Below are 18,022 nucleotides of genomic sequence, written 5' to 3' on the forward strand. Positions count from 1 at the left end.
GGCCGGGAGGCTCAGGTGCGGTGCACGTCGAAGACGCCGTCGATGCGGCGCACCGCGTCGATCACGTGGCCGAGGAACCGGGGGTCGCCCATCTCGAAGACGAACCGGCTCATCGCCACGCGGTCGCGGGTGGTGTTCACGGAGGCCGAGAGGATGTACACGTGGTTCTCGGAGAGGACCCGTGTGACGTCGGAGAGCAGCGACTTGCGGTCCAGCGCCTCGATCTGGATCTCCACCAGGTAGACGGTGTCCCGCGACGGCGCCCAGCTGACCGGGGTGCGGCGCTCCGGCTCCTGCGCGAGCAGGGTCGCCAGGTTGGGACAGTCGACCCGGTGCACGGAGACCCCGGAGCCGCGGGTGACGAACCCGTCGATGGCGTCCGGCGGCACCGGGTTGCAGCACCGTGCCAGCTTGGCCATGACGCCGCCGTCGCCGTCCACGAGCACGCCGGCGTCGTTGGTGGCCCGCGCGGGGGCGCGCCGCGACTGGGCCGGGACCAGCTCCTGCAGGTGCACCTCGCCGACGGTCAGCTCGCCCTCCGGCTCGGCCTGCGTCGGCGTCGGCGGAGCGAGGCGCTCCGCGACGCGTTCCTGCACGGACTGGGCGGACACGTGGCCGTCGCCGAGGGCCACGAACAGCCCGTCGAGGTCCGCGTAGCCGAGATCCGTGGCCACCTGCACCAGCTCCTCGCCGCCGAGCACCTGCTGCACGGCCATGCCGGCCTTGCGCAGCTGACGGGTCAGCGACTCGCGTCCCCGGTCGGCCTGCTCGTCGCGGCGCTGCGTGGCGAAGTGGTGACGGATCTTGGACCGGGCCCGCGGCGAGACCACGAAGCCCAGCCAGTCCCGGCTCGGGCCCGCGTCCTCGGCGCGCGAGGTGAAGACCTCCACGGTGTCACCGTGGCTCAGCGGCGTGGACAGCGGGACGAGCTTGCCGTTGACCCGGGCACCGATGGTGCGGTGGCCGACGTCGGTGTGGATGGCGTAGGCGAAGTCCACGGGCGTGGAGCCGGCCGGCAGGGTGCGGATCTCCCCCTTCGGCGTGAAGACGTACACCTCGTCCGCCCCGATCTGGGTGCGCAGCGAGGCGAGGAACTCGTCCGGGTCCCGGGTGTCCGCCTGCCAGTCCATCACCGAGCGCAGCCAGGCCGGCGTGGCCTGCACCGGCGCCTGGCCGGCGGCCTGGGCCTTGTACCGCCAGTGCGCGGCGACGCCGTACTCGGCCTGGCGGTGCATCTCCTGCGTGCGGATCTGGATCTCCACCGGCTTGCCGCCCGGCACCATCACCGTGGTGTGCAGGGAGCGGTACATGTTCAGCTTCGGGACCGCGATGTAGTCCTTGAACCGACCCGGGACCGGGTTCCAGCGGGCGTGGATCGCGCCGAGCACGGCGTAGCAGTCACGCACGGAGTCCACGAGCACCCGGATGCCCGTCAGGTCGTGGATGTCGTCGAAGTCCTTCCCGCGCGTCACCATCTTCTGGTAGATCGAGTAGTAGTGCTTCGGCCGTCCGGTGACGGTCGCCCGGATCCGGTGCTCGCGCAGATGATCCTCGATCACGGTGCGCAGCGCCGCGATGTGCTTCTCCCGCTCCGGGTTCCGCTCCCCCACGAGGCGCACGATCTCCGCGTACATCTTGGGCTTGAGGGCGGCGAAGGAGAGGTCCTCGAGCTCCCACTTGACGGTGTTCATGCCGAGCCGGTGGGCCAGCGGGGCGTAGATGTCCAGGGTCTCCTGGGCCTTGCGCGCGCTGGACTCCGGGGAGACGTACCGCCACGTCCGCGCGTTGTGCAGCCGGTCGGCGAGCTTGATGAGCAGGACGTTCACGTCCTGGGCCATCGCGATGACCATCTTGCGCACGGTCTCGGCCTGCGCCGCGGCGCCGTAGGTCACCTTGTCCAGCTTGGTCACGCCGTCCACGAGGAGGGCGACGTCGGAGCCGAAGTCGGCGCGCAGGCGCTCCAGGGAGTAGTCCGTGTCCTCGACGGTGTCGTGCAGCAGGGCCGCCAGGAGGGTCGGGCCGGTCACGCCGATCTCGGCGAGGATCGTGGCGACCGCGACGGGGTGGGTGATGTACGGGTCCCCGGAGCGCCGCATCTGCCCCTCGTGTGCCGCGCGGGCGACCTCGAAGGCGCGGACGATGTCGGCCAGCTCGGTCTTGGTGGCTCGCTGCCGCACCGTGCGCATCAGCGGCTCGAGCAGGGGCGAGTACTCGGTGGCGTGCCGGCCGGTCAGGCGTGCGATCCGGCCGCGGGGCCGGACCGGGACGGGACGGGCCGGGGCGGGAGTGGGGTCCTGCTCGCTCATGGGCCACGCCTCCTGACTCGTGCGGCCCCGACCGCTCCGGCCGGGATGATCGGCGAGTCTACCCGCGCCCGTCCCACCCCGCCCCAGGAAGACCACCGGGGCCGCAGCGGCTCCGTCAGAGCCGTGCGCCGTCGTCCCAGGGGGCGACGTCGGGATCGGTGACCGCCTCTGAGGCACGCTCCCGGGCGGCGCGGGCCGCGGCCCGGGCGTCGTGGTCGCGCACGTCCGGGTCGTTGCGGCGCAGCAGGGCGTACAGCGGCGCCTGGAGGAACAGGGTGGACAGGGTGCCCACGATGATGCCCACGAACAGCGCGAGCGCGATGTCCCGCAGCGTGCCGGCACCGAGCAGCCCCGCGCCGATGAACAGGATCGAGCCGACCGGCAGGATGCCGACGACGGAGGTCGTGATGGACCGGACGAGCGTCTGGTTCACCGCGAGGTTCACGTTCTCGACGAAGGAGCGCTCCGGGTCCTCCTCGGCCCCGATCGTGTTCTCGCGGATCTTGTCGAAGACCACCACGGTGTCGTAGAGCGCGTACGACAGGATCGTGAGGAAGCCGATGATGGCCGACGGCGTGATCTCGAAGCCGGTGGCGCCGTAGATGCCGGCGGTCAGCGCGACCACGTAGAGCATGCCGAGCACGGCGGCCAGGGACATCTTCCAGGTGCGGAAGTACACGGCCATGAACAGGGTCACGAGCACCACGAAGATCACCAGGCCGATCAGGGCCTGCTGCGACACCGCGGCGCCCCAGGTCGGCCCCACGAAGGTCGAGGTCACCTGGTCCTGGCCGACGCCGTAGGCCTCCTGCAGGTTCGCGGCCACGGCTCGGGTCTGGGCGTCGTCGAGCTGCTCGGTCTGGACGCGCACGGTGCCCGGGGCGACGTTCGTGACGGTGGCGTGGCCGTCGGCCAGCACGTCGGTCACGGCGCGCTCGCCCGCGGCCACGTCGGTGGAGGCCGTCTGCGAGACGGTGAACTCGGAGCCGCCCCGGAACTCGATGCCGAGGTTGAAGCCGCCGCGCAGGGCGGTCAGGCCGCCGGCGAGGACGAGCAGCAGGGCGGCGAGGGCGAACCACCACCGCCAGCGCTGGATGAACGGGTAGGAGATGCGGCCCGAGTAGAGGGCGTTGCCCCAGTCGGCGAAGCGGTTCACTGGTCCTCCTCCTGGCGGCGGCGCTCGGCGCGGCGTCGCTCGGCGATCGTCATGGGCGGCGCGGTGCGCGAGCGGCGGCCGCCCCGGGCGGACGTGCCCGCGCGGGGGGCGCCCGTCGCGGCGAGCGGGCGCGGGGCGTCGGCGGCCGCCGCGTCGTCGGCGTCGGCCGGCTCGTCGGAGGCCTCCGCCGGGAGCCCGGTGCGGGGGGCAGTGGCGGGCTCGCGGAAGCGCCCGGCGCCCTGGTACAGGGACGGCCCGCCCAACAGCGACGGGTCCAGTCCGGACATCGGGTGTCCCTCGCCCACGAAGCGGGTCTGGGCCAACAGCACCATGAGCGGGTGGGTGAACATGAACACCACGATCAGGTCGGCGATCGCGGTGAGGCCGAGGGTGAACGCGAAGCCGCGCACGTTGCCGACGGCCACGAAGTACAGCACGACGGCGGCCAGCAGGTTCACGGCCTTGGACGCGGTGATCGTCCGCCGGGCGCGCTTCCAGCCCTCGTGCACGGCGACGGGCACGGTGTGGCCCGCGCGCAGCTCGTCCTTGATGCGTTCGAAGTAGACGATGAACGAGTCCGCCGTCAGACCGATCGCCACGATGAGCCCGGCGATGCCCGCGAGGGACAGGCGGTAGTTGTCCGTCCAGCCCAGGATCGCGATGGTCAGCCACGTCAGCACGCCCGCCACGATGATCGAGGCGAAGGTCAGAAGGCCCAGGGCCCGATACTGGAAGAACTGGTACACGGCCACGAGGCCGAGGCCGATCAGGCCGGCGATCAGGCCCCAGAAGAGCTGGTCCCGGCCGAGCGTGGCGGAGATCTGCTGCTCGGACTCGATCGAGAAGGAGATCGGCAGGGAGCCGTAGTTGAGCTGCTCGGCCAACTGCGCCGTCGTCTGCTCGTTCAGGGTGGGGCCGCTGATCTGCGCGCTGCCGTTGGTGATGACCACGTTGGACTGCGGCGCGGAGATCACGTCCCCGTCCAGCAGGATCGCGAACTGCTTGCGCGGGTCGCCCTCGGGGTACGGGGTGAGCTTCTGGGTGACCTCCGTGAAGGCCTTGGTGCCCTCCTCGTCGAACTCGATGTTGACGACCCACTGGTTGGTGGAGACGCCGCCCTGGGCCTGGGCCATGCCGTTGGACGCGCCCTTGATCTGGGTGCCCGGGATGACCACGGGGCCCAGGATGTACTTCTGGGCCGGCGTGACGGCGCCGTCGGCGAGCTCCTCGGAGGGCTGGCAGGCGACGATCGCCCGGTCGGACGGCGGCGGGGGCGCGGCCGGGTCCCGCGGGGCGGTGCAGTCCGTGGCCTGGAACTCGGCCAGCAGGGCCGGGGTGACCCAGTTCGGGTCGTAGGCGTCCGCCGGCTCCCCGTCGGGCTTCGGCAGCTGGTCTTCTGGCAGGCGCTGGTCCTCGGGGGTGGCCTCCCCCGGGCCGGACTGCAGCACGGGGCGGAACTGCATGTCCGCGGACGCCTGGATCAGGCGGCGGGTCTCCTCGTCCGGGACCCCGGGCAGGGAGACGACCACGTTCTGGGAGCCCTGCGTGGCGACCTCCGCCTCGGCCACGCCGGAGCCGTCCACACGCTGGCGGATGATCTCCACGGCCTGGTCCAGCTGCTCGGGGGTGACGGACTCGCCCGTCGAGGTCTGGGGGGCCAGCACCATCTGCGTGCCGCCCTCGAGGTCGAGGGCGAGCTTGGGAGCCCAGGAGGCCGCGCCGGAGGCCACGCCCCCGCCGAGGATCGCGGCCAGGACCACGAGGAGGGCGGCCAGCCAGGCCAGGGTGCGCCCGGCGGAGCCGGTGGGTGTTCTCTTCGCCATTGCTCAGGTGCTTCCGTCACATTCGAGCGGCCCCGCCAGGCGGGGCCGCGTGTGCAGGGGTGGGTGGGCCTCAGGCCAGGTCGTCGCGGCGCGGACGCGGGTCGTCGGCGTCGTCGGCGCGGTACTCGGTGCCGGGGGCGTCATCCCGACGCGACGGGTCCGTGGTGGGCGCGGCGGCCGTCTCCGGCTCCACGACGGTGGTGACGCCCTGCAGGTGCACGTCCATGCGGGTGCCCGGGGCGGTCTCCAGCGTCACCCGCTGGCCCTCGGTGTCCACGGCCACGACGGTGCCGAAGATGCCGGCGCCCGTCATGACCTCGACGCCTGGGGCGAGGGTGCTGCGCATCTGCGCCTGCTGCTGCTGCATCTTCTTGCCCTTGCGGAAGGAGAGGAAGAGCATCACCGCGAGCAGGGCGAAGGCGATGAGCATGAGCAGGCTGCCGCCACCCCCCTGGGCCTGCTGGGCGATCACGGGCAGGGTCGCGGCGGTGGCGACGGGCATGGGGGACTCCTGATGCTCGGGGTGGGCGGGCCTGTCCAGTGTAGGGGCCCGCCCTGGGCGTCACGGCCCCGGCGTGGCCTCCGGAGCGGCGAGGCCCAGGTGCTCCCAGGCCCCCGGCAGCGCGACGCGGCCACGGGGGGTCCGCGCCACCATGCCCTCGCGGATGAGGAAGGGCTCGGCCACGGTCTCCACGGTCTCGGCCTCCTCCCCCACGGCGGTGGCCAGCGTGCTGAGCCCCACGGGCCCGCCGCCGAACGTGGTGCACAGGGCCGTGAGCACGGACCGGTCGAGCCGGTCCAGGCCGCGCCCGTCGACCTCGTACATGTCCAGGGCGGCGGCGGCGTCGTGCGCGCCGACCTCGGCCAGCCCCTTCACGAGCGCCCAGTCCCGCACGCGGCGCAGCAAGCGGTTGGCGATGCGCGGGGTGCCGCGCGAGCGCCGGGCGATCTGCCGGTACCCCTCCGTGGCCAGCCGCATGTCCAGCAGCAGGGCGGAGCGGCGCAGGACGCGCTCGAGCTCCACCTCGGTGTAGAAGTCCAGATGGCCCGTGAAGCCGAAGCGGTCGCGCAGCGGCCCCGGCAGGAGGCCGGCCCGCGTGGTGGCGCCGACGAGCGTGAAGGGCGGCAGCTCGAGCGGGATCGAGGTGGCGCCGGCGCCCTTGCCCACCACGATGTCCACCCGGAAGTCCTCCATGGCCATGTAGAGCATCTCCTCGGCCGGGCGGGACATCCGGTGGATCTCGTCGAGGAAGAGCACCTCGCCCTCGGTGAGCGAGGACAGGATGGCCGCGAGGTCGCCCGCATGCTGGATCGCAGGGCCGGAGGACAGCCGCAGGGGGGCGTTCATCTCCGCGGCCACGATCATCGCCAGCGTGGTCTTGCCGAGCCCGGGCGGACCGGAGAGCAGGACGTGGTCCGCGGCGCGGTCGCGCAGCCGGGCGGAGGCGAGCATGAGGTCCAGCTGCTCGCGCACGCGCATCTGGCCCACGAACTCGTCCAGGTGCCTGGGGCGCAGCGCGGCCTCGAGCCGGCGCTCCTCCGGGTCGACGGCCGCCGCGGACAGCGGCGAGGACTCCGCGCTCATCGCCCGCCTCGCACAGAGCCGGCCATGCCGACGTCGCGCAGGGTGGCGCGCAGCAGCGCGGCGACGTCGCGGCCCTCGTCCAGCTCCGGGCGGGCCGCCACGGTGGCCTCGACGGCCTTGAGCGCCTCCTTCTCGGACCAGCCCAGGCCGGCCATCGCCTGCACGACGTCGGCGTGCCAGAGCGCCTCGACGGTCGGCTCGGCGCTCGCCTCGGCCTCCGCCTCGGGCACCGGCTCCCCGGTGGGCGCGAGGCGGCCGGAGAGCTCGACGATGATCTTGCGCGCCATCTTCGGCCCGATGCCGGGCACGCGGGTGAGGGTCTTCTCGTCCTCCTCGGTGACCGCCCGGCGCACGGTCTCGGGGTGGTGGACGGAGAGGATCGCCAGGGCGAGGCGGGGACCCACGCCGTTGGCCGTGATGAGCACCTCGAACACCTCGCGCTCGTCGCGGTCCGCGAAGCCGTAGAGGGTCAGGGCGTCCTCCTTGACCACGAGGTGGGTCTGCACCGCCCCCGGCCGGCCCTCGTGCAGGGTGGACAGCGTCTGCGGGGTGGCGGAGAACTGCACACCCAGGCCGCCGACGGCGATGACCGCCCGGTCGAGGGCCACGTGCTCGACGGTGCCGCTGAGCGAGGCGATCATGAGGGGCCCTCCTGTCGGGACGGACGGACGCCGGTCGGCGCGGATTCGAACATATCATCGAACGCCGGCCCGGCAGCGGCTTACCGGCGACGCCCGCCGCCCGCCGAGCGCTCGGCGTCGAGCCAGGCCCGCTGCGCGGCGGTGAGCTGTCCCCGCTGGCGGGCGCGCGCGGGCGCCTTGGCGGCGAACTGCGAGCGCCCCGCCCGGGAGGCGAGGTCCGCGGTGTCGAGGCCGGTCTGGCCGGCGGCCGCGCCGAGGGCGGTGCCGCGCCAGCCGTGGGCGATGGCCAAGGCGAGGGCGTCGGCCGCGTCGGCCGGGCGCGGCGGGGCGTCGAGGCGGAGGATCCGGGTGACCATCGTGGTGACCTGCTCCTTGCCCGCATCGCCGTGTCCGGTGACGGCGGCCTTGACCTCGGAGGGGGTGTGCAGGCCCACGGGGACGCCGGCGCGCGCGGCCGCGGCGATCGCCACGCCCGCGGCCTGGGCCGTGCCCAGCACGGTCGGCGTGTTCGTGTTCGCGAACATGCGCTCGACGGCGGCGCGATCGGGCCGGTGCGCGGCGAGGACCGCGGAGACGGCCTCGTCGATGCGCAGGAGGCGCTGGTCCAGGGGGGCGGTGGGCGGGGTGCCCGTGACCTCGACGTGGACGAGCGCGGCCCGCCGTCGCGCGTCCACGTCCACCACGGCGATCCCGCAGCGGGTGAGCCCCGGGTCCACCCCGAGGATCCGGACGACGTCGGCGGGCCGGCGCGCGCTCAGCGCGATCAGTCCTCGTCGAGCTCGGCGAGGACCTCGGGGGCGATGTCCACGTTCGAGAAGACGTTCTGGACGTCGTCGAGGTCCTCGAGGGCATCGGCCAGCTTCAGGAAGGTGCGGGCGCCCGACGCGTCCAGGTCCACCTTCATGGTGGGGACGAACTCGAGCTCGTCGGACTCGTACTCCACGCCCGCCTCGTCGAGGGCCTTGGCCACGGACTGCAGGTCGGAGGGGTCCGAGAGGATCTCGAAGGAGTCGCCGGAGACGACGACCTCCTCGGCGTCGGCGCCGCCCTCGAGCACGGCCTCGAGCAGGCCGTCCTCGGTGTTGCCCTCGGCGGGCAGGCGCACGAGGCCCTTGCGCTCGAAGAGGAAGGAGACGGAGCCGGAGTCGGCCATGGTGCCGCCGTTGCGGGTGACGGCCGCGCGCACGTCCGCGGCGGCGCGGTTCTTGTTGTCGGTCAGGCACTCGACCAGCAGCGCCGAGCCCTGGGGGCCGCGGACCTCGTACATGATCTCGGCGTAGTCGATGACCTCGCCGGTGAGGCCGGCGCCGCGCTTGACGGCGCGGTCGATGTTGTCGTTGGGCACCGAGGCCTTCTTGGCCTTGGACACGGCCAGGTCGAGGGCGGGGTTGCCGGCGACGTCGGGTCCGCCGGCACGTGCCGCGACCTCGATGTTCTTGATGTACTTCGCGAACGCCTTGGCGCGCCGCGCGTCGATGACGGCCTTCTTGTGCTTGGTGGTCGCCCACTTGGAATGTCCTGCCATCACGCCTCCTCAGGTCTGGATCTCGTCTGCTGGCTCGACCGCCCAGTCTAGCGACGCCCGGTGGGGTGGCGCGGATCACGGCTGACTACACTCGCGCCCATGACCCACACCTCCGCGCCCTCCGTCCTGCCCGCCGACCACCCGCTGGCGACCCCCTCCGACCTGCCCTACGGGCTGCCCGACTTCTCCGCCGTCTCCGACGCGCAGCTGGCCGAGGCCGTGCGCGCGGGGATGGCGGCCCAGCGCGCCGAGGTCGACCAGATCCTCGGGGCGGCCACGGCGCCGACCTTCGAGAACACCGTCCGCGCGCTCGAGCTGTCCGGCCAGCTGCTGCGCCGCTCCGCCGCGATGTTCTTCACGCTCGTCGGCTCGGACGGCACGGATGCGCGGCAGGCCCTGGCCGAGGAGCTCTCCCCCGAGCTCGCGGCCCACGAGGACGCGATCCTGCTGGACCCGCGGCTGGCGGCGCGCGTCGCTTCGATCGACGACGGCGGCCTCACGGGCGAGGACGCCCGCCTGCTGGAGACGCTGCGCCTGCGCCTCTCCCTGGCGGGGGCGGACCTGGACGAGGCCGCGCGCGAGGAGCTGCGCGGGATCAACACGGAGCTGGCGTCCCTCTCGGCCGCCTACACGCGCCGCCTCGTCGCGGACACCGCGGCCCGCGCCGTGCTCGTCACGGACCGCGAGCGCCTGGCCGGTCTGAGCGAGGACGACCTGGCCGCGGCGGCGGGTCCGTGGCTGCTGACGCTGTCCCTGTTCACGTCGCAGCCGTGGCTGGCGTCCCTGCAGGACGAGGGGATGCGGCGCGAGGTGTTCGAGGCGTCGACGGGCCGGGGCGGGTCCGGGGAGCACGAGACGCTGACGACGGCGATGGCGATGGTGCGGCTGCGGCTGCGCAAGGCGCGGCTGCTGGGGGCGCAGAGCTGGGCCGAGCAGGCGCTGAAGGACCGGGCGGCGCCGTCGACGGCGGCCGTGGAGGAGCTGCTGGCCGCGATGGCGCCGCGGGCGATGGCCAATGCGCGGGCGGACGCGGCGACGGCGGCGGCACACGCGGGCCGGGCGGACGCCGAGGTGGCCCCGTGGGACTGGCCGGCGCTGTCCGCGGGGTACGCGCGGGAGGAGTTCGCGGTGGACGCGGACGCCCTGCGCCCGTACTTCGAGCTGGACCGGGTGCTGACGGAGGGCGTGTTCGCGGCGGCGACCGCGCTGTACGGGCTCACGTTCGCCGAGCGCCCGGAGCTGGCGCGACACCTGTACCGCCCCGGGATCCGGGTGTTCGAGGTGACGGGTGAGGACGGTGCCGGGGTGGGTCTGTTCGTCGCGGACCTGTTCGCGCGGCCGACCAAGTCCGGCGGTGCCTGGATGCACACGGTGCGGGACAGGGCGGACGCCCTGGGCGAGCGCCCGGTGGTGTTCACCACGATGAATGTGCCGGCCCCGGCGGCGGGGCGTCCGGCCCTGCTGACGCTGGATGAGACCACGACGCTGTTCCACGAGTTCGGCCACGCCCTGCACGGGCTGCTGGCTCGGGGCGAGTACGCCTCGCTCACCGGGACGAACGTGCCGCGCGACGTCGTGGAATTCCCGTCGCAGGTCAATGAGGTGTGGCTGCGCGAGCCGTCCCTGCTGGCCGCGTATGCGCGGCACGTGGAGACGGGCGAGCCGCTGCCGGCCGGGACGCTGGAGCGGCTCGAGGCGGCGGACCTGTGGGGCGAGGGGCACCGCACGGTCGAGTACCTGGGTGCGACGCTCGTGGACTGGGCCTGGCACTCGCTGACGGAGGAGACGGTGGACGCCGCCACGGCCGACCCGGCCGCGTTCGAGCGCCGGGTGCTGACCGAGGCGGGCATCGACCCGGACCTGGTGCCCCCGCGCTACGGCACCGGCTACTTCAAGCACATCTTCGGCGGCGGCTACGCGGCCGGGTACTACTCCTACGTGTGGGCCGAGGTGCTGGACGCGGACGCCGTGGAGTGGTTCCGCGAGCACGGCGGGATGACGCGGGAGAACGGCCGCCGGTTCGCGGACGAGCTGCTCTCGCGGGGCGACACGCGTGACCTGCTGGAGTCCTACCGTGCGTTCCGCGGCCGGGACGCCGAGCTCGAGCCGCTGCTGCGCCGTCGGGGGCTGGCGGACGCCGCCGCCTGAGCGCGGTCAGCGCCCCCGGCCGCCGGGGCGGGGGGCGCTGAGCACGGCGCGCAGCCAGCCGCGCACGGCGGTGTCCCACTTGCGCGGGTCCACGTTCTGCTCCCGGGTGTGGCGGGCCTGGTGGAAGCGGACGAACCGAACCAGGTCCGGGTTGCGCTCGGCCAGGTCCTGCGAGGGGCCGACGGGCACGTACTCATCGTCCTCGGAGTGCAGGATCAGCGTGGGCACACGCACGTGGTCGGCGCGGGTCACCCAGTCCAGGGCCTTGAGGTCCACGGGGGCGGCCAGGCCCGTGATGAACCGGCCGGCCCGGTTGGCCAGCAGCCACTGGCCGAGCAGGCCCACGGCTTCGGGGATCCGGTTGAGCCGGGCCTGGTGGCGCAGCACGTCCACCCAGTCGATGACGGGGCCCGTCAGGACCACGCCGCGCACGTGCGGGGCCAGCGCGGAGCGGTCCACGGTCTGCAGCACCACGGCCCCGCCCATGGACCAGCCGAAGAGGACGACGTCCCGGGCGCCGTGGTCGAGGGCGTAGCGGATGGCCGCCTCGACGTCCTCCCATTCGGTGGTGCCGAGCCCGTAGCGGGCGTCGGCGGCGTCCGGGGCGTCGCCGTCGTTGCGGTAGGAGATCAGCAGCGACGTCATGCCCAGGCGGCGGGCGGTCGGCACGGCGCGGATGCCCTCGTTGCGGCGCGCGCCGCGGCCGTGGACCATCACCGCCCACAGCCCCTCCGCAGGACGGGGTTCGCCGTCCTCGCTGGGGTAAGGCGCGATGCGCCATGCGCGGGCGTGGCCGCCGGGCACCGGCACCTGCACGTCCTCGGCGTCGAGCCCGGCGTCGGCGGGGGTCGGGTAGACGAAGCCGGTGAACCGGCCCCGGGTCGCCGTCGTCAGATCGCCGGAGAAGACCTCCTCGACCGCGCGCTGCACCGTGCCGTCCCGGGGGTCGAAGGAGGTGATCTCCCCGATGCGGGCGCATCCGGCGCCGTCGTCGAACGTGAGGGAGTACTGGCCGGGCACGGTGGTGTACTCGTCGGCCTGCAGGATCACGTCCTGCCCGGCGGGCGTGTCGACGACGGCGAGGATCGGCGTGGACTCGGCGTGGCGGCGCACGGGGGTCACCACGGTGCGGGCGAACACGCCCGCGAGCGCCGAGCTCGCCCCGGCCAGCACGAAGGCGTAGGCCGCGGCGACGCTGAGCACGGGCGGGGCCCAGCGGGCCACCGGGGAGGCCACGGCCACGCCGCCGCGCACCGATCCGGTGACTCCGCGGCGGACCAGGCGGCCCGCTCGGCGGACGCGGGACTCGCGGCTCCCGGCCCGCCGGGCTGCCACGGTGACGGCGGCGGCCAGGGCGGGCGGCAGGTCGGCGGGGTGGGGACGGGGACGGCGGGGTCGTGCGGCCATGCGCGCCATTGTCCTCCACGGGCGGGCGCGCCCGCCAATGCGACGCCGGTCGGGAACACGACGGCGCTCCGGACCGTTGCACCGGGCATGACCGAGACTCCCCACACCCGCCCCACCCCCGACCCCGCGCGGGACGTCCCCGCTCCCGAGCAGACCCTGGCCGCCCCGGGCGGCGCCCGCCTGACGGACGAGGAGTGGGCCCGACGGCTCACGCCCGAGGAGTTCCAGGTGCTGCGCCGGGCCGGCACGGAACGGCCCTTCACGGGCGAGTACTGGGACTCGCACGTGAAGGGCGTGTACGCGTGCCGGGCGTGCGGATCCGAGCTGTTCCGCTCGGACGAGAAGTTCGACGCGCACTGCGGCTGGCCCTCGTTCTTCGCACCGCTCGCGGAGGACCGGGTGGAGTACCTGAAGGACACCACCCTGGGCATGGAGCGGATCGAGGTGCGGTGCGCGGCGTGCGGCTCCCACATGGGTCACGTCTTCGCGGGCGAGGGCTATGACACCCCCACGGACCTGCGCTACTGCATCAACTCGATCTCGCTGCGCCTGGCCCCCGCCGACGACGCGGCGGCCCCGGACGGGGCGCGCTGATCCGGTGCGGGAGCGCCGTGGCGTCCACGGCGCGCCCCCGCGGCCCGCTGGGCCCCGCAGCCTAGGCTGACGGGCATGAGCGTGATCGGGCCCCGTCGCCTCTCCGCCGCCCCCGGGGCGGTCGAGGCGCCCGTGCCGCCGGGGGTGTTCCGGCGTGCCCTGGCGGACCTGCGCGATGCGCGGCCACGGACCGAGGTGCGGCTGCGGGAGATCCCGGCACCCGAGGGGCAGGCGCCCTTCGCCGTCGCCCTCGCCGCCGACGTGTGCGACGGGCCGGGCGCGACCGGCGGCGTGCTGGCCACGGGGCGGTTCGTCCTCCTGCACGACCCGGCCCCGGACGCCCGGTGGCCGGGAGGCTTCCGGGCGGTGACCTGGATCCGTGCGAGCCTGGAACCGGACGTCGCACTGGACCAGCTGGCCGGCGCCGTCGCGTGGACGTGGCTCGTGGAGGCGCTCGAGCGCCACCACGCCGAGCACTCCCACGCCGGCGGCACCGCGACGCGCAGCATCGCGGAGGGCTTCGGGACGCTCAGTGCGGCCCCGGACACCACCGACATCGAGCTGCGCGCCTCGTGGACCCCAGCCCCGCGGGACCTCGGCTCGCATCTCGAGGCGTGGTCGGACATGATCTGCGCGTTCGCCGGTCTGCCGCCCGAGCACGCCGCGGACGTCCACACGGCCGGCCCCTGACCGCGCGCCCGCGCCTCCGTCACACCGGCCGGTGGAGTCCCCCGGCTCACCGACACCCGCGCGGGTCTGGAGGCCTGCGCCGCGGCGCTCGCCGCGGGGACCGGGCCGGTCGCCGTCGACGCGGAGCGCGCCTCCGGGATCCGGTACGGCCAGCGGGCCATGCTCGTCCAGCTCAAGCGCGAGGGCGCCGGCATCTGGCTCGTCGATCCCGAGGCCCTCGACGGGCTGGCCCCGCTGCAGGAGGCCCTCGCGGGCGTCGAGTGGATCCTGCACGCGGCCAGCCAGGACCTGCCCTGCCTGGCCGAGCAGGGGCTGCGCCCCGATCGGCTGTTCGACACCGAGCTCGCGGCCCGGGTGGCCGGCCTGCCGCGCGTCGGCCTGGCCGCGGTCCTGGAGGAGCTGCTGGGGGTCACCCTCGCCAAGGAGCATTCGGCCGCCGACTGGTCGGTGCGTCCGCTGCCCGAGGCGATGCTCACCTACGCGGCGCTCGACGTCGAGCTGCTCGTCCCGCTGCGCGAGGCCCTGATCGCGCGCCTCGAGGCCGACGGCAAGCTCGCGTGGGCCGAGCAGGAGTTCGAGCACGTGCGCACGGCCCCGCCGCCCACGCCGAAGAAGGACCCCTGGCGCGGCACCTCGGGCTCCCAGACGCTGCGCCGCCCCGTGCAGCGCGCGGTCCTCAAGCGCCTGTGGGAGGCCCGCGAGGACCTCGCCCGCCACCGCGACGTCGCCCCCGGCCGGCTCATCCCGGACCGGTCGATCGTCGCCGCCGCGGCCGCCCAGCCGCGCACCGTCCCCGCCCTGCGCCAGACCTCCGGCTTCCACGGCCGCGCCGCGAGCCGCGAGGCCCCGCGCTGGATCGCCGCGATCCGGGCCGGCGTCGAGGACGCCGAGCGGGGCGACGCCCCCGCGGCGCAGATCCGCACCGGGGACGGCCCGCCCCCACCCCGGGCCTGGAAGGACCGGGACCCGGTGGCGGACCGCCGCCTGCGCACGGCCAAGGCCCGCGTCGCCCGTCGGGCCGAGCAGCTGGGGATGCCCACCGAGAACCTCCTCACCCCGGACACCCTCCGGCGGATCTGCTGGACCCCGCCTGCCCCGATCACCCCCGAGACCGTGGACGCGTTCCTGACGGAGCGGGGCGCGCGCCCGTGGCAGGTGGAGAACGTCGGCGCGATCGTCACGGTCGCGCTCCTGGACCCCGATCCCGCCGGCGCTTGAGCCCCCGACGCGGCCGGCCGGATCGGTCCGTCGCGTCGCGTCGACGCGGAGGCTACTCGCCGGTAGTGTGACCCGCATGACATCCGTTTCTCTTGCTTCCTTCGACCACCTGCCCGCCCTGGCCCCGGATGAGGTCGTCACCACCGTCACCGTGACCGACCACGCCCTGCCCGAGGGTGCGGGCACGCTCGCGCTGCTCACGCTGGACAACGGGCAGGGACCCCGCCGGCCCGCGACCCTGGGCCCGGCCACGCTCCTCGGCCTCGGCCGGGTGCTCGACGAGCAGGCCGCCCGGGCCGCCGCGGGCGAGATCCAGGCCCTGGCCGTGACCGGCGTGGAGGGGACCTTCGCGGCCGGGGCGGACCTGTCCCTGATCGCGAGCATCACCGACGACGTCGGCCGCGACCTGGCCCTGCTCGGCCACGCCGTCTACGACCGGCTCGCGGCCCTCGAGATCCCCACGGTCGCGCTCGTGAACGGCCTCGCCCTCGGCGGCGGCCTCGAGCTGGCCCTGGCCGCCGGACACCGCGTGGTGGCCGCCGACGCGAAGGGCTTCGGCCTGCCCGAGGTCCGGCTCGGCCTGATCCCCGGCTGGTCCGGCGTGTGGCGCGTGCCCCACCTGATCGGCCCGGAGGCCGCCGTCGACGTCGTGCTGAAGAACCCCCTCGACGACAACCGCATGCTCGACGCCCGCGCGGCGCACGGGCTGGGGCTCATGGACCGGATCGTCGAGGGGGACCTCCTCGACGCCGGCCTCGAGCTCGCCGCCGCCCTGGTCACCGGGGACGAGTCCGTGGCGGCCGAACTGGCCGCCCACCGCGACCGCGACGTGTCCGACGCCGCCTGGGACCGCGCCCTGGCGGCGCTGGAGCGGCTGCAGGCCGCCCGTCCCGGTCGCCACCTGCCGGCGCGCCGTCACCTGGAGGCCCTGTTCACCGGGGCCCGCACGCGCACCCGCGCCGAGTCCGCCCAGGCCGAGGCGGACGCCCTCGGGACGCTGCTGCACTCCCCCGAGTTCCGGCGCACCGTGTACGCGTTCCTCGGCCTCGTCCAGGGCCGCGCCAAGCGCCCCGCCGGCGACCCGGGCCGCGAGCTCGCCCGCGAGGTCCGCAAGGTCGGCATCGTCGGTGCGGGCCTGATGGCCGGCCAGCTCGCCCTCGTCTTCGCCCGGCACCTGCGGGTGCCCGTCGTGATGACGGACATCGACGCCGAGCGTGTCGAGCGCGGCCTGGCGGGCGTGCGCGCGCAGGTCGAGAAGATGGTCTCCCGTGGACGGCTCTCCGCCGAGGACGGCCAGGCCCTGGCCGGGTTGATCACCGCGGACACGGACAAAGCCGTGTATGCGGACGCCGACATCGTCATCGAGGCCGTCTTCGAGGAGCTCGAGGTCAAGCGCACCGTCTTCCGCGAGCTCGAGGGCATCGTGCGTGAGGACGCCATCCTGATGACCAACACCTCGAGCCTGTCCGTGGCCGCCATGGCCGAGGTCCTCGAGCGTCCCGAGCGCCTCGTGGGCTTCCACTTCTTCAACCCGGTGGCGGTCATGCCGCTCGTGGAGATCGTGCGGACCGAGGCGACGACGGACGAGGTCGTGGCCACCGCGTTCGAACTGACCCGCCGGCTCCGCAAGACCGGCGTGCTCGTCCACGACGCCACCGCGTTCGTGGTCAACCGCGTCCTGCTGCGCATGATGGGCGAGGTGCAGAACTCCTTCGACGAGGGCACCGACGCGCACGAGGCCGACCACGCGCTGGACCCGCTGGCCCTGCCGATGACGCCGTTCACCCTCCTGGCCATGGTCGGCATCCCCGTGGCCCAGCACGTGTCCGAGTCCCTCTCCGCGTCCTTCGGCGCGGAGCGCTTCCCGGTCTCGGCGAACCTGCAGCGCCTGATCGACGCCGGCAAGACCGCGATCTGGGCCAAGGACGTCCGCCCGGACCGGCGCGACGAGGAGGCCGCCGGCGCGACCGGCGAGCAGATCCCGGAGGCGACCGCGGCCCTGCTGGAGCAGGGCTCGACCCCGCAGACCTCCGAGGAGCTGCTGCGCCGGGTCGAGGACGCGCTGGCCGAGGAGATCGGCCTGCTCCTGGACGAGCGCGTCGTCGCGGCCCCCGAGGACGTGGACCTGTGCATGATCCTCGGCGCCAACTGGCCCCTGCACCTGGGCGGCATCACGCCGTACCTGGACGACTGCGGGGCCGCCGAGCGGGTGAACGGGCGGCGCTTCCACCCGGCCGCGCAGGCCTGACCGGCCCCGGCCGGGCCGTCCGCGACGGCCCGGCCCACGGCTCAGGCGATCGGCAGCCCGGCGAACGTCACCACGTGCGCGTCGAGCCCGGCGGTCGCCGCGGCCTGGTCGGCCACGGGGGTCGAGGCGGTGCCCCCGCCCCAGTCGGAGGCGACCACGGCGCCCTCGCGCACGAGGTGCGCCCCCAGCTCCACGCCGTCCGCGACGACGGCCACCCGCACGTCGGACCCGCCCGCGTCCGCCGGGCGCAGCTCGGCGCGGGGCACGCGCAGCCCGCCCTGCAGGGGCGAGGCCTCCTCGAGCCGGTCCACGGCGAGCGGGCCCTCGGCGGCCACCCGCGCGAGGAGGAGGTACTCCGCGTACGAGGGCAGCACCGCGGCGTCGATGCCGGCCCGCTCACGGTCGATGCGCACCCGCTGGGCTCCGGCGGAGTCCTCGTGGGTCGTCCATGCCCAGCCGTCCCCGTCGGGCGTGAAGCCGACCTGCGTCTGGGCGAGGTAGCGCTCCGGCAGACCGTCGCGGGCGGCGCGCTGGGCGGTTGTGGGGGCGAAGCCCGTCCGGGTGGTCAGCACGCCGTCCTCCAGCACCCGGTGCAGGAAGCCGACGTGCACGTCGTCGAGGGTCACGGCCTCCCACCGCTCGAAGGGGGTGAGGTCGAAGCGGGCGGCGCCGGTGGGGCGC

15 protein-coding genes are annotated in these 18,022 nt (G+C 74.5%); 5 read left to right on the forward strand and 10 right to left on the reverse strand.

Going from position 1 to position 18,022, the window contains the following annotated elements; translation table 11 throughout:
• Positions 1–11: 11 nt before the first annotated feature.
• From J1M39_RS02900 to J1M39_RS02935, 8 genes are all read right to left on the reverse strand, one after another.
• Entirely contained in the window at positions 12–2,306 is a 2,295-nt protein-coding gene (locus tag J1M39_RS02900) for a RelA/SpoT family protein (protein ID WP_095353339.1), read from the reverse strand.
• Between the two features lie 115 nt (positions 2,307–2,421).
• Complete coding sequence (gene secF, locus J1M39_RS02905; protein ID WP_095353338.1) at positions 2,422–3,462, reverse strand: protein translocase subunit SecF; 1,041 nt, start codon at positions 3,460–3,462, stop codon at positions 2,422–2,424.
• Positions 3,459–5,285: a protein translocase subunit SecD gene (gene secD, locus J1M39_RS02910; protein WP_095353337.1), complete on the reverse strand. Its 1,827-nt coding sequence runs from the start codon at positions 5,283–5,285 to the stop codon at positions 3,459–3,461. The genes secF and secD overlap by 4 nt, the downstream gene beginning before the upstream one ends.
• 70 nt (positions 5,286–5,355) lie before the next feature.
• Positions 5,356–5,787 (reverse strand): preprotein translocase subunit YajC, encoded by a 432-nt coding sequence (locus J1M39_RS02915; protein WP_206496442.1) that lies wholly within the window; start codon positions 5,785–5,787, stop codon positions 5,356–5,358.
• A 60-nt stretch (positions 5,788–5,847) separates the two neighbouring features.
• Complete coding sequence (gene ruvB, locus J1M39_RS02920; RefSeq protein WP_095694641.1) at positions 5,848–6,870, reverse strand: Holliday junction branch migration DNA helicase RuvB; 1,023 nt, start codon at positions 6,868–6,870, stop codon at positions 5,848–5,850.
• Positions 6,867–7,511: a Holliday junction branch migration protein RuvA gene (ruvA, locus tag J1M39_RS02925; RefSeq protein ID WP_078025481.1), complete on the reverse strand. Its 645-nt coding sequence runs from the start codon at positions 7,509–7,511 to the stop codon at positions 6,867–6,869. The genes ruvB and ruvA overlap by 4 nt, the downstream gene beginning before the upstream one ends.
• A gap of 80 nt (positions 7,512–7,591) precedes the next feature.
• The gene (gene ruvC / locus J1M39_RS02930; protein WP_078025482.1) at positions 7,592–8,227 is read right to left on the reverse strand and encodes a crossover junction endodeoxyribonuclease RuvC; all 636 of its coding nucleotides are present in this window, start codon (positions 8,225–8,227) and stop codon (positions 7,592–7,594) included.
• A 47-nt stretch (positions 8,228–8,274) separates the two neighbouring features.
• Positions 8,275–9,036, reverse strand: coding sequence for a YebC/PmpR family DNA-binding transcriptional regulator (locus J1M39_RS02935; protein WP_036317934.1), 762 nt, complete (start codon positions 9,034–9,036; stop codon positions 8,275–8,277).
• Between the two features lie 99 nt (positions 9,037–9,135).
• Here J1M39_RS02935 and J1M39_RS02940 point away from each other — a divergent pair, with 99 nt between their 5' ends.
• The gene (locus J1M39_RS02940) at positions 9,136–11,184 is read left to right on the forward strand and encodes a M3 family metallopeptidase (protein ID WP_206495823.1); all 2,049 of its coding nucleotides are present in this window, start codon (positions 9,136–9,138) and stop codon (positions 11,182–11,184) included.
• Positions 11,185–11,190: 6 nt separating this feature from the next.
• Here the strand turns inward: J1M39_RS02940 and J1M39_RS02945 are convergent, their stop codons facing one another.
• A complete protein-coding gene (locus tag J1M39_RS02945; RefSeq protein ID WP_078025488.1) occupies positions 11,191–12,591 on the reverse strand; it encodes an alpha/beta hydrolase family protein in 1,401 nt (466 codons plus the stop codon).
• An 87-nt stretch (positions 12,592–12,678) separates the two neighbouring features.
• Between J1M39_RS02945 and msrB the strand changes: the two genes are divergently transcribed.
• The 4 genes from msrB (at position 12,679) to J1M39_RS02965 (ending at position 17,341) form a co-directional block, all read left to right on the forward strand.
• Complete coding sequence (msrB, locus tag J1M39_RS02950; RefSeq protein WP_206496443.1) at positions 12,679–13,185, forward strand: peptide-methionine (R)-S-oxide reductase MsrB; 507 nt, start codon at positions 12,679–12,681, stop codon at positions 13,183–13,185.
• Positions 13,186–13,260: 75 nt separating this feature from the next.
• A complete protein-coding gene (locus J1M39_RS02955) occupies positions 13,261–13,875 on the forward strand; it encodes a DUF3000 domain-containing protein (RefSeq protein ID WP_078025483.1) in 615 nt (204 codons plus the stop codon).
• 66 nt (positions 13,876–13,941) lie between these two features.
• Entirely contained in the window at positions 13,942–15,093 is a 1,152-nt protein-coding gene (locus tag J1M39_RS02960) for a ribonuclease D (RefSeq protein ID WP_206496461.1), read from the forward strand.
• A 76-nt stretch (positions 15,094–15,169) separates the two neighbouring features.
• Complete coding sequence (locus tag J1M39_RS02965) at positions 15,170–17,341, forward strand: 3-hydroxyacyl-CoA dehydrogenase NAD-binding domain-containing protein (protein WP_203552725.1); 2,172 nt, start codon at positions 15,170–15,172, stop codon at positions 17,339–17,341.
• Positions 17,342–17,382: 41 nt separating this feature from the next.
• On the opposite strand, the gene J1M39_RS02970 is transcribed toward J1M39_RS02965, so the two are convergent.
• On the reverse strand, positions 17,383–18,022 hold a 640-nt coding region (locus J1M39_RS02970), incomplete at its 5' end, for a hypothetical protein (RefSeq protein ID WP_206496444.1).

The sequence above is a fragment of the Micrococcus sp. KRD077 genome, assembly GCF_017168505.1.
In the GTDB taxonomy this organism is placed as follows: domain Bacteria; phylum Actinomycetota; class Actinomycetes; order Actinomycetales; family Micrococcaceae; genus Micrococcus; species Micrococcus luteus.